Source organism: Nonomuraea maritima, from assembly GCF_900100395.1.
Classification (GTDB): Bacteria; Actinomycetota; Actinomycetes; order Streptosporangiales; family Streptosporangiaceae; genus Nonomuraea; species Nonomuraea maritima.
In genome coordinates this window covers 15,321-32,534 of sequence record NZ_FNFB01000009.1, presented here as the reverse complement: position 1 = coordinate 32,534, position 17,214 = coordinate 15,321, and the positions used below count along the sequence as shown (strand labels likewise).

At 71.2% G+C, this 17,214-nt stretch carries 15 protein-coding genes; 9 read left to right on the top strand and 6 right to left on the bottom strand.

What is annotated here, in order from left to right; all coding sequences use genetic code 11:
• The first annotated feature begins 26 nt into the window (after positions 1-26).
• The 5 genes from BLR04_RS17110 (at position 27) to BLR04_RS17090 (ending at position 4,408) form a co-directional block, all read left to right on the top strand.
• Positions 27-1,193 carry a CaiB/BaiF CoA transferase family protein gene (locus BLR04_RS17110; protein WP_090765664.1) on the top strand — a complete coding sequence of 389 codons (1,167 nt, stop codon included), beginning with the start codon at positions 27-29 and terminating at the stop codon, positions 1,191-1,193.
• Positions 1,186-2,004 (top strand): citryl-CoA lyase, encoded by an 819-nt coding sequence (locus BLR04_RS17105; protein ID WP_090765661.1) that lies wholly within the window; start codon positions 1,186-1,188, stop codon positions 2,002-2,004. The genes BLR04_RS17110 and BLR04_RS17105 overlap by 8 nt, the downstream gene beginning before the upstream one ends.
• Positions 1,997-2,860, top strand: coding sequence for a DODA-type extradiol aromatic ring-opening family dioxygenase (locus tag BLR04_RS17100; RefSeq protein WP_090765658.1), 864 nt, complete (start codon positions 1,997-1,999; stop codon positions 2,858-2,860). The genes BLR04_RS17105 and BLR04_RS17100 overlap by 8 nt, the downstream gene beginning before the upstream one ends.
• A gap of 67 nt (positions 2,861-2,927) precedes the next feature.
• Positions 2,928-3,287 carry a hypothetical protein gene (locus BLR04_RS17095; RefSeq protein ID WP_090765656.1) on the top strand — a complete coding sequence of 120 codons (360 nt, stop codon included), beginning with the start codon at positions 2,928-2,930 and terminating at the stop codon, positions 3,285-3,287.
• 32 nt (positions 3,288-3,319) lie between these two features.
• The gene (locus BLR04_RS17090; RefSeq protein ID WP_090766103.1) at positions 3,320-4,408 is read left to right on the top strand and encodes a quinone oxidoreductase family protein; all 1,089 of its coding nucleotides are present in this window, start codon (positions 3,320-3,322) and stop codon (positions 4,406-4,408) included.
• A 19-nt stretch (positions 4,409-4,427) separates the two neighbouring features.
• On the opposite strand, the gene BLR04_RS17085 is transcribed toward BLR04_RS17090, so the two are convergent.
• The gene (locus BLR04_RS17085) at positions 4,428-5,423 is read right to left on the bottom strand and encodes a helix-turn-helix domain-containing protein (RefSeq protein WP_090765653.1); all 996 of its coding nucleotides are present in this window, start codon (positions 5,421-5,423) and stop codon (positions 4,428-4,430) included.
• A gap of 6 nt (positions 5,424-5,429) precedes the next feature.
• Here BLR04_RS17085 and BLR04_RS39720 point away from each other — a divergent pair, with 6 nt between their 5' ends.
• From BLR04_RS39720 to BLR04_RS17070, 3 genes are all read left to right on the top strand, one after another.
• Entirely contained in the window at positions 5,430-5,876 is a 447-nt protein-coding gene (locus BLR04_RS39720; protein WP_143022071.1) for an MFS transporter, read from the top strand.
• A gap of 186 nt (positions 5,877-6,062) precedes the next feature.
• A complete protein-coding gene (locus BLR04_RS17075) occupies positions 6,063-7,019 on the top strand; it encodes an alpha/beta hydrolase (protein ID WP_090765647.1) in 957 nt (318 codons plus the stop codon).
• A gap of 1,137 nt (positions 7,020-8,156) precedes the next feature.
• A complete protein-coding gene (locus BLR04_RS17070; RefSeq protein WP_090765644.1) occupies positions 8,157-10,472 on the top strand; it encodes a rhamnogalacturonan lyase in 2,316 nt (771 codons plus the stop codon).
• A gap of 37 nt (positions 10,473-10,509) precedes the next feature.
• Here the strand turns inward: BLR04_RS17070 and BLR04_RS17065 are convergent, their stop codons facing one another.
• The 4 genes from BLR04_RS17065 to BLR04_RS17050 all read right to left on the bottom strand — a co-directional run bounded on the left by BLR04_RS17065 (position 10,510) and on the right by BLR04_RS17050 (position 14,856).
• Entirely contained in the window at positions 10,510-11,175 is a 666-nt protein-coding gene (locus BLR04_RS17065; protein WP_090765641.1) for a response regulator transcription factor, read from the bottom strand.
• The gene (locus BLR04_RS17060) at positions 11,172-12,317 is read right to left on the bottom strand and encodes a sensor histidine kinase (RefSeq protein WP_090765637.1); all 1,146 of its coding nucleotides are present in this window, start codon (positions 12,315-12,317) and stop codon (positions 11,172-11,174) included. Before BLR04_RS17060 ends, BLR04_RS17065 begins: the two co-directional genes overlap by 4 nt.
• A 601-nt stretch (positions 12,318-12,918) precedes the next feature.
• On the bottom strand, positions 12,919-13,497 hold the full coding sequence (locus tag BLR04_RS42580; protein WP_090765634.1) for a hypothetical protein: 579 nt from the start codon (positions 13,495-13,497) through the stop codon (positions 12,919-12,921).
• Between the two features lie 240 nt (positions 13,498-13,737).
• On the bottom strand, positions 13,738-14,856 hold the full coding sequence (locus tag BLR04_RS17050) for a methyltransferase (RefSeq protein WP_218129017.1): 1,119 nt from the start codon (positions 14,854-14,856) through the stop codon (positions 13,738-13,740).
• Between the two features lie 103 nt (positions 14,857-14,959).
• Between BLR04_RS17050 and BLR04_RS17045 the strand changes: the two genes are divergently transcribed.
• Positions 14,960-15,712, top strand: a complete 753-nt coding sequence (locus BLR04_RS17045) for an SDR family oxidoreductase (RefSeq protein ID WP_090765631.1) — start codon at positions 14,960-14,962, stop codon at positions 15,710-15,712.
• A gap of 39 nt (positions 15,713-15,751) precedes the next feature.
• On the opposite strand, the gene BLR04_RS17040 is transcribed toward BLR04_RS17045, so the two are convergent.
• Complete coding sequence (locus BLR04_RS17040; protein WP_245740302.1) at positions 15,752-17,167, bottom strand: S28 family serine protease; 1,416 nt, start codon at positions 17,165-17,167, stop codon at positions 15,752-15,754.
• Between the last annotated feature and the right edge of the window lie 47 nt (positions 17,168-17,214).

The window sequence follows — 17,214 nt, the reverse complement described above, 5'->3', positions numbered from 1 at the left end:
TTAGACGGACGTGAGGATGGAGCTGGATGACTGACTCCGCGGCGGAAGGGCCGCTGTCCGGCGTGCTGGTGGCAGACTTCTCGCGGGTTCTGGCCGGGCCGTACGCCACGATGTTGCTGGCCGACCTCGGCGCCGACGTCGTCAAGGTGGAAGGCCGTAACGGCGACGACACCCGCTCGTGGACGCCGCCCTCCCGGGGCGAGGTGTCCACGTACTACCTGGGGGTCAACCGCGGCAAGCGGTCGATCGCGCTCGACCTGCGCGACCCCGGCGACGTGGAGGTGGCCAGGGAGCTGGCGCGGCGCGCCGACGTGATGGTGGAGAACTTCCGCCCCGGCGGCCTGGCCAAGTTCGGGCTCGACTACGACGCCGTCAGCGGGCTCAACCCGGGCGTCGTGTACGCCTCCATCAGCGGGTTCGGCTCCGGCGCCGGGGCCCGCGTGCCCGGCTACGACCTCATGGTGCAGGCCATGTCGGGGCTCATGAGCCTGACCGGTGAGCCGGACGGGCCGCCGTACCGGGCGGGCATCTCGGTGTTCGACGTGATGGCGGGCAACCACGCGGTGATCGGCATCCTGGCCGCGCTGCGCCACCGCGACGCCACAGGGCAGGGCCAGCACGTCGAGGTCAATCTGCTGTCGTCGGCGCTGACCGGCCTGGTCAACCAGAGTTCGGCGTACGTGGCGGGGGGTGTGGTGCCGTACCGGATGGGCAACGCGCACCCGAGCGTGTTCCCGTACGAGCCGCTGCCGACCGCCGACCACCAGCTGATCGTGGCCGCCGCCAACGACGGGCAGTTCCGCAAGCTGTGCGAGGTGCTCGGCATCCCCGAGGTCGCCGACGACCCGCGCTTCGCCCGCAACGCCGACCGCACCGCCAACCGCGAGGAGCTGCGGCCCGTCCTCGTCGAGCGGCTCGTCACCCGTCCCGCGCAGGAGTGGTTCGAGCTGCTCGTCGACGCCGGCATCCCGAGCGGGCCGATCAACACCATCGACGGCGGCTTCGCCATGGCCGAGCGGTTCGGGCTCGACCCGATCGTGGTCGTCGGCGAGGGCGAGAAGGCGACACCGACCACGCGGCACCCCATCCGCTTCTCCGGGACGCCCGCCGGCTACCACCTGCCGCCCCCTGGACTCGACGAGCACGGCGCCGAACTCCGCGCCTGGCTGACCGACGGAGGCGACGATGCCTGACTACCCCACCGCGCTGGGCGCGTCCACGCCCGACACGATCACGCTGCTCGGCCGCGACCTGGCCGCCGACGTGATGGGCGAGGTCGGCTTCGGTGAGCTGGCGTTCTGGCTGGCGACCCAGCGCCGCCCCGCTCCCGGCGAGGTGCGCGTGTTCGAGGCCGTGCTGGCCGCGCTGGCCGACCACGGGTTCACGCCGACCGCGATCGTCACCCGGCTGACGTACCTGTCGGCGCCCGACTCCGTCCAGGGGGCGCTGGCCGCCGGGCTGCTCGGCGGCGGCTCCCGCTTCCTCGGCGTCACCGAGGACTGCGGCCGCTTCCTGCACGACGTGGTGGCCGGACGCGACCCCCTGCCGTGCGACGACGCCGACTGGGACGAGCTCGCCCTGGAGACCGTACGCGCCCGGCGCGCGGCCAAGCAGCTCATCCCCGGGCTCGGCCACCACGTGCACAAGGACGGCGACCCGCGCACGCCGCGGCTGTTCGAGATCGCCGCCGAGGAGGGCCTGGTCGGGCCGCACCTGTCGCTGTTCGCCGCCATCGGCCGCGTGCACCCGGCCGTCCTCGGACGTACGCTGCCGCTGAACGGAGCCGGCGTCTGCGGGGCGGCGCTCGCCGACCTGGGGCTGCCGCTGGAGCTGCTGCGCGGGTTCGCGCTGCTCGCCAGGACCGCGGGCCTGATCGGGCAGCTCGCCGAGGAGCTGCGCCGTCCCGTGGCCAACGAGATCTTCCTGTCGGTCGACCTCAACAACCGTTCCATCCCGCCTGTCCCGTTCACCGACGCAGGCACTGACGGAGGCACGCATGGCTGAAGTGGTGGCGGTCATCGCATCCACGCACCATCCCTTCTACTACCGGGCCAGCACCGCCACCGGCGAGGACCGCCCACCGTTCGCCGACGAGTGGGTGCGCAAGGTGGAGGCGTTCCGCGAGACGCTGGCCAGGGCCCGGCCCGACGTGCTCGTCATGGTCGGCTCCGACCACTTCCACCAGCTGTGGCTGGACAACATGCCGCAGTTCCTGGTCGGCAAGGCGCCCTTCTACGACGCGAACTTCTCCAACGAGGAACGCGAGTTCGGCCTGCCCCGGATGTTCTTCACCGGACAGGAGGACCTGTCGGCGTACATCCTGCGCGAAGGCATCGACGCCGGGTTCGACCTGGCATTCTCCAACGAGCTGCGGATCGACCACTCGATCACGTGCCCGATCATCACGCTGCGCCCGCAGAACGACCTGCCGATCGTGCCGATCTACACCAACATCTTCGCCCCTCCCCTGCCCCGGCCCTCACGGTTCGTGCAGCTCGGCCGTACGATCCGGCAGCTCGTCGAGTCGTGGCCGGCGGACAGGCGGGTCGCGATCATCGGCACCGGCCACCTGTCGCTGGAACTCGGCGGGCCCCGGCAGTTCGGGCCGCACGGGCCCGACCCCGAGTTCGACCGCAAGGCCGTGGAGTGGATCTCGACCGGCGACATCGAAGGGTGCCTGTCGGAGGTCACCCTCGACAGCCTGCACCTGCCGGGCAACGCCACCCACGGGTTCATGGACTTCATGCTGATGATGGGCGTCGCCGGCGAGGGCCGCAAGGCCGACTACGTCGACACCTACGACCTGTTCCACACCATGGAGGCGTACTTCACCTGGTACCCCGAGGGAGGCCGGTCGTGAGCGAGCGACGCGAGCGAGCCAGCGAACACAGCAGCATGTCGCTCGCGAATCCGACGAAGGAGGAGTCGTGAGCAAGTATCTGCTGAACAAGTTCCTGTTCACCGTCGATCGCGACCCCGAGCTGGTCGAACGCTACCGCGAGGAGCCGCGCGCCACCGTGGAGTGGTGGGAGTCGGAGTACGCCAACCGCATCCTCGGCTGCCACAGCGGCGAGTCGTCCACGTGGCTGCGCTTCGAGGACGTCGAGCGGGAGGCCCTGGCTTCCCACGACTACCAGAAGCTGTTCGAGCTGGGCGCGCACCCGTTCCTGACGCTGACGCTGTTCATCGCCATGTTCGAACGCGACCACCCGCCGCTCGGCTTCCAGCTGGAGTACGCCCGGCGCCTGTCGCACATGGCCCTCCCGTACCCGGACATCACCACCTGATGGCCGGGCTCCTGCGCCCGTCAGGTGACGTGATGCGGGCGGCACTCATCGAGACCTGCGCCCGGCCGCCCGTCGTCGCCGACCGTCCCGCGCCCGAACCCGGGCCAGGACGGGAGGTCGTACGGGTGACCGCCGCGCCCGTCACCCCCCTGGACCTGCTGTGCGCGGGCGGCGCCTCGTACTTCGGGGTGCCGGCCCTGCCGTACGTGCCCGGCGTCCAGGGCGTCGGCACCGTCGCGGGCAGGCCGGTGTGGTTCCCGACCTCCGCCGGGATGGCCCCGGGTGACGGCAGCATGGCGGAGGCTGCCCTGGCCCGTACCGACGACCTGGTGGAACTGCCCGCCGGGGCGGACCCGTACGCGGTGGCCGCGCTCGGTCTGTCGGCGGTGGCGGCGTACCTGGCGCTGACCTGGCGTGGTGAGCTGCGCGCCGGTGAACAGGTGATCGTCCTCGGCGCGGGCGGCGTGGTCGGTCAGGCCGCGATCCAGCTGGCCCGCCTGGCGGGCGCCCGCCGCGTGATCGCGGTGGCCCGCTCGGCGGCGGCCAGGAAACGCGCCCACCACGCCGGCGCGGACGCGGTCGTCCCCATCCACCACCACGACACCCCGGACGAGACCGCAGGCGCGTCACTTCCCGGCACGCCCGCGGACGCCGAGGGGGCGTCGCTCGCCCGCACGCCCGCGGACACCGAGGGGGCGTCGCTCGCCCGCACGCCCGCGGACACCGCGGCCGAGGTCGCCGAGTTGGCGGCTCGGCTGCTGGACGCCTGCGACGGCCCCGCCGACCTGGTGCTCGACCCGCTCTTCGGGGTCCCGGCCGCGGCGGCGGCCAGGACGCTGCGCGACGGCGGCCGCCTGGTCAACCTGGGCAGCTCGGCCTCGGAGACGAGCCCGCTCGACTCCTCGACGATCCGCAGCCGCTCCCTGCGGATCCTCGGCTACACCAACAACTCGGTGACCAGGGAACAGCGGGCCGCGGCCATCACCTACATCGCGGAGCAGTCGTCCGCCGGCCGGCTCGCGGTCACCCACGAGGTGATGCCGCTGGCCGAGGTCGCCGAGGCATGGAACCGCCAGGCGAACGGCACCGCCAACGGCCGCATCGTCCTCCGGACCACCTGATCCCGCCCGGCGTCCCGTCCTACGGCCGACCCGCGGGAACCGCTTCGCCCGTGTGAAAGGCGCTCCGGTACGCGGACGGCGACGTTCGCATGATGGCGTTGAAGTGGTGGCGGTAGGTGACGGACGTGTCGAACCCCACGGCCTTCGCGATCTTCTCGATCGGCGTGTCCGTCGTTTCGAGGAGCGCGAGGCTTGCCTGTATCCGCTGATGGATCAGCCACCGGATCGGGGTCGTGCCGGTGGCGCGGGTGAAGTGCCGCAAATAGGTACGGGTGGACATGTGCGCCTGGCCGGCCAGCGTCTCGACCGTGATCACCTCGGTGAGGTGGGCCAAGGCCCACGCGATGCTGCGGGCGATGCGGTCGTCGGCCGGATCGGCGGTCAGCGGAGCCTCGATGAACTGCGCCTGACCACCGTCGCGGTGCGGCTGGATCACCAGCCGCCGGGCGACCGCGTTGGCGATCGCGGGGCCGTAGTCGCTTCGGACGACGTGCAGGCACAGGTCGAGCCCGGCCGCGCTGCCTGCGCTGGTGAGCAGGGGCCCGTCGTCGATGTAGAGGACGTCGGGGTCGAGGTCGACCTCGGGGTGACGCTGACGGAAACGGTCGGCGTAACGCCAATGGGTGGTGGCGGGGCGGCCGTCCAGCAGTCCCGCGCCGGCCAGCGCGAACGCTCCCGAGCAGATGGACATGATCCGCGCGCCCCGCTCGTGGGCCCGGTTCAGTGCGGCGACCAGCTCGGGTGAGGGGTCGGCGGTGACGTCGGGCACGCCGGGCACGATGACCGTCTCGGCGGCGGCGAAGATGTCGAGGCCGTAGGGCGTGTGCAGGCTGGCCCCTCCGACGATGCGCACAGGGCCGGGCGCTTCGGCGCACACGGTCAGCTCGTACCAGGGCACCTCGAACTCCGGCCTGGGCAGGCCGAACACCTCGGTGACGATGCCCATCTCGAAGACCGACATCCCGTCGTAGGCGAGCACGGAAACGGTCGGCCCCCGCCGTGTGGGTCGCAGCATGGCGGAATGTTAGCGCCTGTGGTCACTTGCGCCACTGGCCGCGTCCCCAGGGCCGGGCCGAGGATCCTTCCATGTCGTTCGCGCTACCCCCATCGCCCGCGTCGGCCGGGCCTGGCCGGCCTGATCATCGGTACGGTCGGCGCGGCAAGAGCCCTGCTCCTGGACGCCACGAGCTACGTGGCCAGTGTGCTGACCATCCTCGCGATCCGCCACCGTGCGGAATCCGTCGCGGCCCCGCCCGAGATGACCACTCTCGCCACCGCGGTGCACAGAACGGTGACGTGGGGCATGCTGCCGATCGGCTCGACCGTTGCCGGAGTCGTCGGCACCGCGTTCGGTCTGCGCGCCGCCGACACCGCCGCCCTGTGCATGATCCCGCTCCTGGCCCGCTCCATGCGGCACACCCACCGACTCACCAGACCCACCGGACGCTCGCAGGATGGAGTGACCTGAGCCCATCGCGACGCATCACTCCTGGCAGGGGGGTAGAGCCACCCTCAGGGGCCGACCCCGTGGACCAGCCCGGCACGACCCGCGGCCCGTCCGCACAAAGCGGTCGGCGACCGAGCCCGGACGGCATGACGCCGCAGTCGCAGTCCGTCCGGACGCGGAGACGACATCGGAACGGGAGAACCCGGCATGACCAAGCACGTCCTGGAGCCCGCGGCGCAGGAGTTCGCCGCCGCGGCCGCCCAGCCACCCTTCCTGTACGAGCTCGGGCCCGAGGGCGCCCGCAAGGTGCTGGACGACCTGCAGGCCGCCCCCGTCGCCATGCCCGACGTGGACGAGAGGTGGATCACCGTCCCCGCCGAGGTCGGCGACGTCCGGGTACGGATCGTCAAGCCCGCGGGCGCGTCCGGCACGCTACCGGTCGTCCTGTACGTCCACGGCGGCGGCTGGGTGCTCGGCAACGCCGGCACCCATGACCGGCTGGTCCGGGAACTGGCCGTGGGGGCGCGCGCCGCGGTGGCCTTCGTCGAGTACGACCGCTCGCCCGAGGCCCGCTACCCGGTCGCGATCGAACAGGCCTACGCCACCGCCCGATGGATCACCAGCAACGGCGCCGAGGAGCACCTCGACGCCTCACGGATGGCGGTCGCCGGCGACTCGGTGGGCGGCAACATGACGGCCGCGCTCGCCATCCTCGCCAAGCGGCGCGCTGACGTGACCTTCGTGCACCAGTCGCTGTACTACCCCGTCACCGACGCCGCCCAGGACACCGACAGCTACCGCGAGTTCGCCGACGGCCCGCACCTGACCGCCAGGGCCATGGCCTGGTTCTGGGACGCCTACACGACCGACCCGGCCCAGCGCGCCGAGATCACCGCCTCGCCGCTGCGCGCCACCCCGGACGACCTCGCGGGCCTGCCGCCCGCGTTCGTGATCGTGGACGAGAACGACGTCCTGCGGGACGAGGGCGAAGCCTACGCCCGGCTGCTCACCGCGGCCGGCGTCCGGACCACCAGCGTCCGCTACAACGGCACCCTGCACGACTTCATGATGCTCAACCCCGTCCGCTCGACCGCCGCCGCCGAGGCGGCCATCGCCCAGGCAATCCACGTCCTCGGCACCGCCCTGAACACCGACGCGCGGTAGCCACCTGGTGAGGCGGGCTCACCTTCGTGTGCCGGAAGCGTTGTGATCCTGGAGCCGAGGCCGCCTTCGTCCCGTCGGCCGGACCCTGGGCGCCCGCCGGGGCGGAGACGCTGGACGGAGACGGGACGCGCGACCTGTGACGACGACACCCGCGGCCCCGACGACAACTGCCAGGGGGCCGGCAACGGAGCTGACCCACTCGTGCGGCTTCGACGTCTCCCTCGCGTCAGTTGTCGTCGTCGGAGGCAACGCCTTGAGTGCGGCGTCCGCTGTGGCCGTGACCGTGACGGTCTCAGTGACGGTCACCGGCGTAGGCGCCTTGCCGTCCAAGCGTGTGGTGCTGGGGTCACTGTCCTCTGTGCTCGTCCTGGTCGGCTCCACCGTCGGTGCGGCCTGGTCCCCATCTGAGGCATGAATTCCTGGAAAGAGGGTTGCTGCGATGGCCGCCGCACCCGAGGTGGCGATCAGCGCGATGGTGACCGGCTTGACCGCGCGTCGGGTCAGCGCAGTGCCCTCTTCGTAAGCCTTCGCGGGTGCCTGACGTCCGCGCCGCCGGACGCGGGAGGTGCGTTTTCCTGCGGCGGCGGCAGCAGCTACCGCCGGCGACACTGCCGCCACCGCCGATACAGGGCCAATGACGAGTGGTTCAGGGAACTGCTCCGCAGTGATCAGCCACGAGCCCGCTGCCAGCGAGGGCGACCGCGACGGCAAGCAGCGCCCTTCCTGCTCTGCGGAGTCTTCTGGCGTTGTCCCATAACCCGGTCACGCCCACAACGTAGAAGGGATCACATCTCTCTGCCGGCTCCGATGACGGTGGATCCCTCAGGCCGGCGACGTACCGCTCCGGTCGTCCCACCCCGGAACGGGCCGATGATGCGACGTGCGTGACGTCTCGTGAGGGCGGGCCAGGAGCGTGCGGGCCGCACCCGTGGGCGCGGACAGAACAGGCACGCCCCACCTTGCGTCGCCCGCCACGCCGAGCAGCGCCCGCCCCTTGCCGCCGTTGCGAGCGGCGCAGCCACCCGGACACGCCCCGGCCCGTGCGGTGGCGTGGTCGTGACGGATGGTCTTGACAGACCTCACAATTCGCATTTATTCTCCGCATGAGATTGAATCGATTCAATCAGCGGAGCGTGCATGAGACCTCCAGACAGCATCCGCCGCGCGATCGCCACAGGCCTGACCGCGTTACTGTGCCTGCCGCTCGCCGCGTTACCCGCCGCCGCGGCCGGCAAGGGCGCAGCCGGCCGCCACCCCGGGCCCGGCATCCGGCTCGAACACCTAGACCGCGGCCTCGTCGCCGTCCCGACCAGCGACGGCGTGTTCCTGAGCTGGCGGCTCCTCGGCGACGAGGTGTCCGGACACAGCGCCTCGGGCATGACGGGCGCCGACTTCCGCGTCTACCGCGACGGCCGCCCCGTCGCCACGGTCACCGACAGCACCAACGTCCACGACCCCGCTGGGACGCCGGCGTCCGAGTACCGCGTCGCCCCCGTCGTCAAGGGCCGGGAGGGCCGCCGCAGCGACGCGACCACGCCTTGGATTAAATCGTTTTATGATCTTCCGCTGCACAAACCCGCCGACGGCGTCACCCCGGCGGGCGAGTCCTACACGTACGCCGCCAACGACCTGAGCGTGGGCGACGTGGACGGCGACGGCCAGTACGAGTACGTCGTCAAGTGGGATCCGTCCAACTCCAAGGACGTCTCGCAGCGCGGCTACACCGGCAACACCTACGTCGACACGTACGAGCTGGACGGCACCCTGCGCTGGCGGCTCGACCTGGGCGTGAACATCCGCTCCGGCGCCCACTACACACAGTTCCTCGTCTACGACTTCGACGGCGACGGCCGTTCGGAGATGATGCTCAAGACCGCGCCCGGAACGAGGATCATCAAGTACGGCCCTGACGGCCGGGTCGTCTCCGAGCGTCACATCACGATGCCCCGCGACGACGTCAAGGCCGGCTACTCGCACCGCGACGACTATCGGATGAGCGCCGACGACTACTTCGACCACGTCGTCGAGATGTTCGAGGGGTGGCACGAGCACCCGGAGGTCAGGGCCGGACACTGGCCGGCGACGCTCGAGCAGGCCTTCGGCATCGAGCCGCGATACTCCTACCCGCTCTCCCACAACGACGCCGTCGCGCTCGCCACCTACTTCGTCGACACGTACGCGCCGTCCCGCAGCGCCAACAACCGGCTGCGGGAGTTCGCCGGATTCGTCGTGGACGGCCCCGAGTACCTGTCGGTGTTCGAGGGCGCCACCGGCAAGGAGCTGCAGACCGTCCACTACAAGCCGGGACGCGGCGACGACGGCCTGCTGTGGGGCGACTACGCGATGGCCAGGATCGAGCCGGCCAACCGCGTCGACCGCTTCCTGTCCTCGGTCGCCTATCTCGACGGCAGACGCCCGTCGGCGATCTTCGCCCGCGGCTACTACACCCGCACCACGCTCGCCGCCTACGACTGGGACGGCCGGCGGCTCAAGCAGGTCTGGTACGTCGACAGCGGCCACGTCCCGATGGCGAACCCGTTCAACGCCGCACCGCACGGCGGCGCCGGCTCGAACCCCGAGTACGCCGACCTCACCACGCAGGGCTTCCACTCGATGAGCGTGGCCGACGTGGACGGCGACGGCCGCCAGGAGATCGTCTACGGCGCCGCCACCATCGACGACGACGGCGACCTGCTGTACTCCTCGTTCGCCGAGGCCCCGCCGCAGAGCGGCGTACCGGGACAGAACGTCCGCCTCGGCCACGGCGACGCCATGCACGTGGGCGACTTCGACCCTGACCGTCCCGGCCTGGAGATCTGGACGGTGCACGAGGGCGCCGCGTCGGCCCCGTACGGATGGGCGCTGCGCGACGCGGCCACCGGCGAGGTGATCCACGGCGGCTACAGCGGCGTCGACACCGGGCGCGGCATGGTCGGCGACATCGACCCGGACATCCGTGGCGTCGAGACGTGGTCGTCCATGCCGCCCGACCAGCAGGTGCAGGCGGGCCTGTGGTCGGCCCGCGGCGAGTACCTGGGACGCGACGCCCCCGGCACGAACATGAGCATCCGCTGGGGCGCCGACATGACCACGCAGATCGTGAACGGCTCCGGCACGCAGACGCCGACCGTCGACGACTGGAAGCGCGGCCGGCTCCTCACGGCCGAAGGGACGCTGACCAACAACGGCACCAAGGGCAACCCGGGCCTGGTGGCCGACGTGTTCGGCGACTGGCGCGAGGAACTGCTCGTCCGCACCGCCGACAGCACCGCGGTCCGCGTCTTCCTCAGCACCGAGGTGACGGACAGGAAGCTGTACACGCTGATGCACGACCCGCAGTACCGCGTCGAGATCGCCCGGCAGCAGACCGCCTACAACCAGCCGGCGTACCCGAGCTTCTCCTTCGGCTCCGACATCGACTGGTCGAAGGTCCCCGTCCCGCGCCTGAAGTGACACCCCGGGGGAGGGCCGCTCGGTGCGGCCCTCCCCTTCACACGCCGGGCCGTATCAGGCCGCTCTCGTAGGCCAGGATCACCAGCTGAACCCTGTCGCGCACGTTCAGCTTGGCGATGGCCCTGGTGATGTGGGTCTTGGCGGTGAGCGGACTGATGACGAGGCGCTCGGCGATCTCGCTGTTCGAAAGTCCGAGCGCCACGAGCCTGACCGTCTCCAGTTCCCTGGAGGTGAGGACGGCGAGCCGCTGCCCGGCGCCGGGCATGAGGCCCTGCCGGTGGGCGAACTGCTCGATCACGCGCCGCGTCACGCCGGGCGACAGGAGCGCGTCCCCTCCGGCGACGACGGCGACCGCCCGGCGGAGTTCGGCGGGTTCGACCTCTTTGGTGAGGAAGCCACTGGCGCCGGCGCGTAGCGCGGCGAAGACGTGCTCGTCGGTGTCGAACGTGGTGAGGATGATGACCCGACAGCCCGGGGCGCTCGGGTCGGTGAGGATGCGGCGGGTGGCGGTGATCCCGTCGGTGCCCGGCATGCGGATGTCCATGAGGACCACATCGGGATTGGTGCTCGCGGCCAGCCGTACGGCTTCTTCGCCGTCCTGGGCTTCGCCGACGACCGTGATATCCCGGGAGCGGGCCAGCAAACTGCGGAAGCCGGCCCGTACGAGTGCCTGGTCGTCGGCGAGGAGCACCTTGATCGTCATGCCGTCGAGCCTGCCACAGGAATGTCGGCCCGCACCGCGAAGCCGCCGCCGGGGGCGGGCCCTGCGGTGAGCGCGCCCCCGAGCGCGTTCACCCGCTCGCGCATGCCGGCCAGTCCATGGCCTTCAGTGACATCGCCCCCTGGGACGCCGCGGCCGTTGTCGGTGATGTCGACGGTGATCGAGCGGAGCCCGTAGCCGATCGTCACCTCGGCTCTGCTCGCCCCTGCGTGCTTGAGCGTGTTGGCGAAGGACTCCTGGACGACGCGGTGAACGGCGATGGCGGTCATGGCGGGGACGGCCGCCCGGTCGCCGCGCTCGTCGAGGGTGACCTCGAGCCCGGCGGCGCGGGTGTCGGCGATGAGTGTGTCCAGGGAGGCCAGGTCCGCCTGGGGTGCGGTGTCCGCAGGGCTGTCGCGCAGGACCGTGATGAGGGAGCGGAGGTCGGCCATCGCCCGGTTCCTGATGTCCTTCGCCAGGCGCAGCGCGGCGGCGGCCGCTGCCGGGTCGTCCTCGAGGGCGTCGGCGGCGACGTTGAGCTGCACCCCGACAACGGCCAGCGTGTGCGCGATGACGTCGTGAACCTCGTGCGAGACACGCAGCCGTTCCTCGGCCACGTGCGCACGCCTGTCGGCTTCGCGCAGCCGCTCACGCCAGCGCGTCGCGGCGGCGTACGTGAGGCCCGCGGCGACGAGGACCGCCAGGAGCAGCCCCTCCCCCAGGACGTGGATCAGGTAGCGGGTCGGGTTCGTGTCCAGGATCCAGCGGGCGTCGACCGCGGAGTAGACCAGTTGGGCCAGGCCGATCGCGGCCACCCAGCGCACCCGTGGTGTGGTGGCGGCGGTGAAGTAGGCGACCGCGGCCGGCCAGATCCAACCGGCGGGAGACCACTGTCCGCTGAGGTGGTAGACGAAGATCCCGACGATCGACAGCAGCAGCACGGTCATCGGCCGGCGACGCCTGACCACCAGCAGCGCTCCGAGCACCAGCCCGAGCTGGATCGAGCCCTGCCAGGGGTTGTGCACCCCGGTGGCCAGGGCCGCTGCGACGAAGAAGACCAGGGTGAGGGCGGCCAGCGCGACATCGGTGATCCGGGCGAAGTGCCGGACAGTCGCGGGTTCGCGTCGTGGGGGCAGCTCGGCCATGCGGAAGCCCTTTCTCGAAGGGGACGGGTGCGTCACTCGGGTGGTCGCCGTCGCGGTGTTCGGCTTCCGCCCGAAACGGCGGGGACTGCGGAAGCATCCGACTGGCTCGACGAGAAACGCTAGGCCGGGCCAGCGCGCGAGCGCGTCGTCCGTTGACCGTCACCTGACCCTGCACCGTTCGGTGTACGCCTTGCACCGAAGGAAGTAGACGTCAGGCCTCACCTCCGGGCGAGGCCAGGGCCGTGCAAAGCAAAGAGGGCGCCCCGGTGTCCGGGGCGCCCTCTCGGGGGTTCGGGGGTGAGGGGAAGACGGGGCTGGGCCCCTCGGGGGCGGGGGTCGGGGACCTCCTCGCGAGGTGCGGCCCGCCGAGGTGGGGGCTCGGGAGTCTCCCCTGCGAGGGTGGGAACTCCCAGATCCGGGGGTTCCTCAAAGGTGGGGAGTGGGCCTCCCCTCGGGGTCTCCCCTCGTGAGGTGGGAGCTCCTCAGAGGCGGAGGTGAGGGTCGAGGTCTCCCCCGGGGCCCCCTTGGCGAGGTGGGGTTCCCGGGACTGCGGGAGTGAGTGGGATCTCGCAGCGCGCACTCCCGGGCGGGGAGGGAGGGGTCAGCGGGTGGGGAGCGGGAGCTTCACCATGACGGGCTGGACGGGGCTGCTGTCCCGCTGGGCCCAGGCACCCGTGGAGAACGCCACCGGGTAGCTCTTCTTGCCCTTTCCGTCACCCCACTTGGTGATGACGTACTGGATCTTGATGTGGCCCTCGCCTTGGACGCCGTCCACGCCGAGCGTCTGCTCGTTGAACCGGCCGCCGGTCAGCTCGGCGAAGGTCTTGGCGTCGAGGTCGAGCATGACGCCGCTGCTGGACGGGTCGCCGGGGCCACGGTCGCCGACGAAGAACGGCATCCTCTTGCCGTTGTACATCACGTAGCCCTCGGTCATGAGCGGCCAGCTGGGGCTGGCGGCCAAGCCCTTCTGCATGGGCTTGCCGCAGGCGGGCAAGCCCGTGTCGCCGGCGCGGCCCGAGGCGTCGTCCCAGAAGTAGGACGCGGTGGTCGAGCCCATGAGCATGACCCTCTGCTCCTGTTGCTCCTGTCCGGCCGCAGCGTGAGCCGCGGTCGCCCCCATGGTCAGGGTCGTCGCAGCGGTGGCGGCGAGCATGGTGAAGGTACGCAGGCGAGCAAACATGAAGAATTCGAGTCCTTTGTTAGGGGCCAAGAACTTCGCGCTCGCGTCAGGGACGCGGTAGCCGGGCTCATTGCCGTTCGGACGCTACGTTGGAGCGCGGGAGGAACCGACGAGGCGTGTTCCCCCTCCCCGAGGGCCGCTTTCCTTGGTAAGGAGCGGGTCACCTGCGGGGCAACTGGTACTACGGTAGCCCCTAAACCGGACAAAGGCAAATGTATCCCCATAAACAGGGCATTCACCTTAAAGCGTCCGGTCGCATCGCCCCCCGAACAGGCCGATCCCGCCGTCCGGGTGATCAAGTGAGCCAGGACACATCGGGCCGATGGCGAGCTGACTCCGGGCGACACACTCCAGCAGGACGTGTCCGCGCGGCGTACCGCGGACACCGGCGACCTCCAGCCCGGCCTCGGCCGCGAGGGCGGCGTAGTCGACGACGGTCCGCTCGCGACCGCCGCTGAGCACCAGCATGCGCAGGCTCATCTCGGCGAAAGCGACCGGGTCGTCGTCGCTGCCGCCGTGGGACTCGATCACGATCACCCGTCCCGCTCCCCCGGCCGCCTCGGCGCACCGGCGCAGGATCCGCACCGCGTCCTCGTCGCTCCAGTCATGCAGCACGCGCCCGAGCACGTACACCTCGCCCCCGGAGGGCAGCGGATCGAAGAAACTCTGCCCGGAGAACGCGCACCGCGCGTCCAGCCCACGTTCGGCGAGGTGGCGCCGGCCCCGCTCCACCGTGTCCGGCAGGTCAACGAGCGTGGCCCTGAGGGACGGGTGGGCGCCGAGCACCGCGGCGAGCAGGGCGCCGGTCCCGCCGCCGACGTCGACGACCCGCCCCACTCCTGACCAGTCGTACTCCTCGGCCGCGTCGGCGACGTAGGCGTCTCCACCGGCCATGATCTCGTCGAAGGACCTGCTCAGCTCCTGGTTCGCCGCGAGGTGCCGCCAGAACGGAGCGCCGAAGACCTCATCCCACGCCGGCCGCCCGGTGCGCACCGTGTGCAGCAGGCCGGCGAAGGCGAGGTCCATCTGCCCGCCGAAGCCGTCCAGGTCGAGCCGCGCCCGCATCCCGGCGGGATGGCCGGACGCCAGCAGCGCGGCCGGCCCGTTGACGGCGAACCTGCCCGGCTCGGGTTCCGCGAACACGCCGTGGCAGACCAGGTGACGCAGCATCCGGCCCAGCGCGTCGGCGTCGGCGCCGCACCGGCTCGCCAGCTCCTCGACGGGCACGGCGTCACCGGCCATCAGATCGGCCAGCCCCAGCGTCGCCGCGACCCGTACCGCCATCGGTGTGACCAGGTCGGCCACCGGGGCCAGCACCTGCCATGCCGCCGCCCACTCCGACGGCGCGTCTCCGGTCACGACTCCTCCCAAGAAGCCTGCCTGCCCGGAACGTACCACGCGGCAACACCGCCGATCTTGGTTTACTCGTCCCAGACGGTGTCGGAGAGGGAAGGGCAACGCGGTGAAGGAACAGAGCGGCCGGGTCGTGGTGATCACCGGAGCCGGGTCGGGGATCGGCAGGCACGCCGCGCTCGCCCTCCACGGCGAGGGCTACCGGGTGGTGCTGGCCGGGCGGCGGGCGGCGCCGCTCCAGGAGACCGCGCGGGCCACCGGCGGCACGGACGACAGCGTGCTCGTCGCGCCGTGCGACGTCACCGAGCCCACGTCCGTGCACGAGCTGTTCGCCCGGTGCGCCGAGCGCTTCGGCGGGGTGGACGTGCTCGTCAACAACGCGGGCGTCTTCGGTCCTGCCGTGCCGTTCGACGAGATCTCCCCCGACGCGTGGTCCGACGTCGTACGGACGAACCTGACCGGGGCGTTCCTGTGCGCCCAGGAGGCGTTCCGCCACATGAAGGCGCGCGGCGGACGGATCATCAACAACGGCTCACTGTCGGCGCACGTGCCCCGCCCGTACGCCACCGCCTACACGGCCACCAAGCACGCGATCACCGGCCTGACCAAGGCCATCTCGCTCGAAGGCCGCGCGTACGGCATCGCGTGCGGGCAGATCGACATCGGCAACGCCGCGACGGACATGACCGAGGCGATGAGCCGGGGCGTCCCGCAGGCCGACGGCTCGATCGCGCCCGAGCCGACCATGGACGTACGGCGGGCCGCGGAGGCCATCGTGTTCATGGCGGGGCTTCCGCTCGACGCGAACGTCCAGTTCATGACCGTCATGGCGACCACGATGCCGTTCATCGGACGGGGCTGACCGGGCCGCGCCAACCACGCGGCCCGGCACTGAAGCGCCTCAGCGCGTCCGGCGGTCGGGAAGCATGTCGTCGAGCGGGAGGTCCGCCGCCTGCGCGGTCCGCAGTGCGGGCGACACCCCCGCCCAGCGCCGCAGCGTCTCCGTCGCCGCGGCGCGCTCCGTCTCGGGCAGGCGCGCGATGTTGGCCCCGTGGTTGGCTCCGGGCGCCACGTACAGGTAGGAGTCACGTCGGCTCGGGGCGAACCGCTCAGCGCTCCACGGGTCGTTCTCGCCGTAGACGAACATCATCCGCTCGGACCGGGTACGCACCCACTGATCCACGTCCAGCATCGCCCGCGCGTCGTGCCGCGAGCGCAGCTCGGCCGGGATGGAGGAATTGGGCTGGTAGAGGCCCGGGTAGCGGGTGAGCCCGCGCAGGTGCGGGAACCTCAGGTCGGGCCAGCCGAGCTGGGTGGCCGCCTGGTAGTAGTACGGCGTGTAGTAGTCGAGCCCCTGGTCGGTGTAGAAGCCGAAGAAGGTGACGGCGTCGATCCAGGCATACAGTTCGGCGTCCGTGGCGGTCTTCTGCGGCACGGACGCGCAGTCGGCCACCGACATGTACTGCCAGTACGCCCACGCCGTGTCGAGGACCGTCATCTCGAACGACCGGTCGGCGCTGCCGAGCGTCCTCGTGAAGGTGTAGCCGTTGCGCGCGGCGTCCTGCTCCAGCAGCGCCACCATCGCCGTGCGCCGCTTGAGCGCCTCACGCTGCACGTCCTCCACCGCGGTACGGCAGTCCTTCGGGCCGACCTGGGCGAAGAACTGGTCGTAGGCGTGGTCCTGGGGGTTCACCCGGTCGTTCGGGGCGACGTAGGCCACCACGCCGTCCACGTCGTCGGGGTAGAAGCGCCGGTGGTAGACCGACGTCATGCCGCCCTTGCTGGCTCCCGTCTGGATCCACTTGCCCGAGTAGATCGTCTTGAGCGCCTGGACGATGCGGTGCTCGTCGGACGCCTCCTGCCAGATGGTCAGGTCGTCCCAGTCTGCGGGCTCGGGGCGCGAGGACCGGAAGAACCGGTGCTCCACGGACACCTGGTTGCCGTCGACCAGCTGCGTCGGCTCGGTACGCGAGGGCGCCGGGTTCGCCGCGAGGCCGTACCCGCCGGTGTAGAGGACGACGGGCGCCTCGGTCGACCGGTGCAGCAGGGTGAACCGCTGCTGGAACGTCCCCTTGCCGGGGTTCTTGTGGTCGATCGGCTGGGTGTAGGACAGAACGAAGAAGCGGTAGCCGGACTGCTGGGTCTCCGACACCACGGTGAGCCCGGGGACGGCGGCGAGCCGGTCGAGCAGGTCGTCCTGCACCGCGACCGCGGCCGGGCTGGTGGCCGGGCTCGCGTGGGCGGGAAGCGCTTGGAGAGTGAGGGCCGTCGTGACCGTCATGGAGGCGGCCAGGCAGGCCAGTAACCGGGATCGCACGGTTGCTGCTCCTTGGAGGGGGGTGCTGTACCGCTCGACGGTATACC

What these genes read in the sequence shown, in the direction of transcription:
- BLR04_RS17110 (WP_090765664.1), top strand. Translation starts at nt 27, where the DNA reads ATGACTGACTCCGCGGCGGAAGGGCCGCTGTCCGGCGTGCTGGTGGCA.
- BLR04_RS17105 (WP_090765661.1), top strand. Translation starts at nt 1,186, where the DNA reads ATGCCTGACTACCCCACCGCGCTGGGCGCGTCCACGCCCGACACGATC.
- BLR04_RS17100 (WP_090765658.1), top strand. Translation starts at nt 1,997, where the DNA reads ATGGCTGAAGTGGTGGCGGTCATCGCATCCACGCACCATCCCTTCTAC.
- BLR04_RS17090 (WP_090766103.1), top strand. Translation starts at nt 3,320, where the DNA reads ATGCGGGCGGCACTCATCGAGACCTGCGCCCGGCCGCCCGTCGTCGCC.
- BLR04_RS17085 (WP_090765653.1), bottom strand. Translation starts at nt 5,423, where the DNA reads ATGCTGCGACCCACACGGCGGGGGCCGACCGTTTCCGTGCTCGCCTAC.
- BLR04_RS39720 (WP_143022071.1), top strand. Translation starts at nt 5,430, where the DNA reads ATGTTAGCGCCTGTGGTCACTTGCGCCACTGGCCGCGTCCCCAGGGCC.
- BLR04_RS17075 (WP_090765647.1), top strand. Translation starts at nt 6,063, where the DNA reads ATGACCAAGCACGTCCTGGAGCCCGCGGCGCAGGAGTTCGCCGCCGCG.
- BLR04_RS17070 (WP_090765644.1), top strand. Translation starts at nt 8,157, where the DNA reads ATGAGACCTCCAGACAGCATCCGCCGCGCGATCGCCACAGGCCTGACC.
- BLR04_RS17065 (WP_090765641.1), bottom strand. Translation starts at nt 11,175, where the DNA reads ATGACGATCAAGGTGCTCCTCGCCGACGACCAGGCACTCGTACGGGCC.
- BLR04_RS17060 (WP_090765637.1), bottom strand. Translation starts at nt 12,317, where the DNA reads ATGGCCGAGCTGCCCCCACGACGCGAACCCGCGACTGTCCGGCACTTC.
- BLR04_RS42580 (WP_090765634.1), bottom strand. Translation starts at nt 13,497, where the DNA reads ATGTTTGCTCGCCTGCGTACCTTCACCATGCTCGCCGCCACCGCTGCG.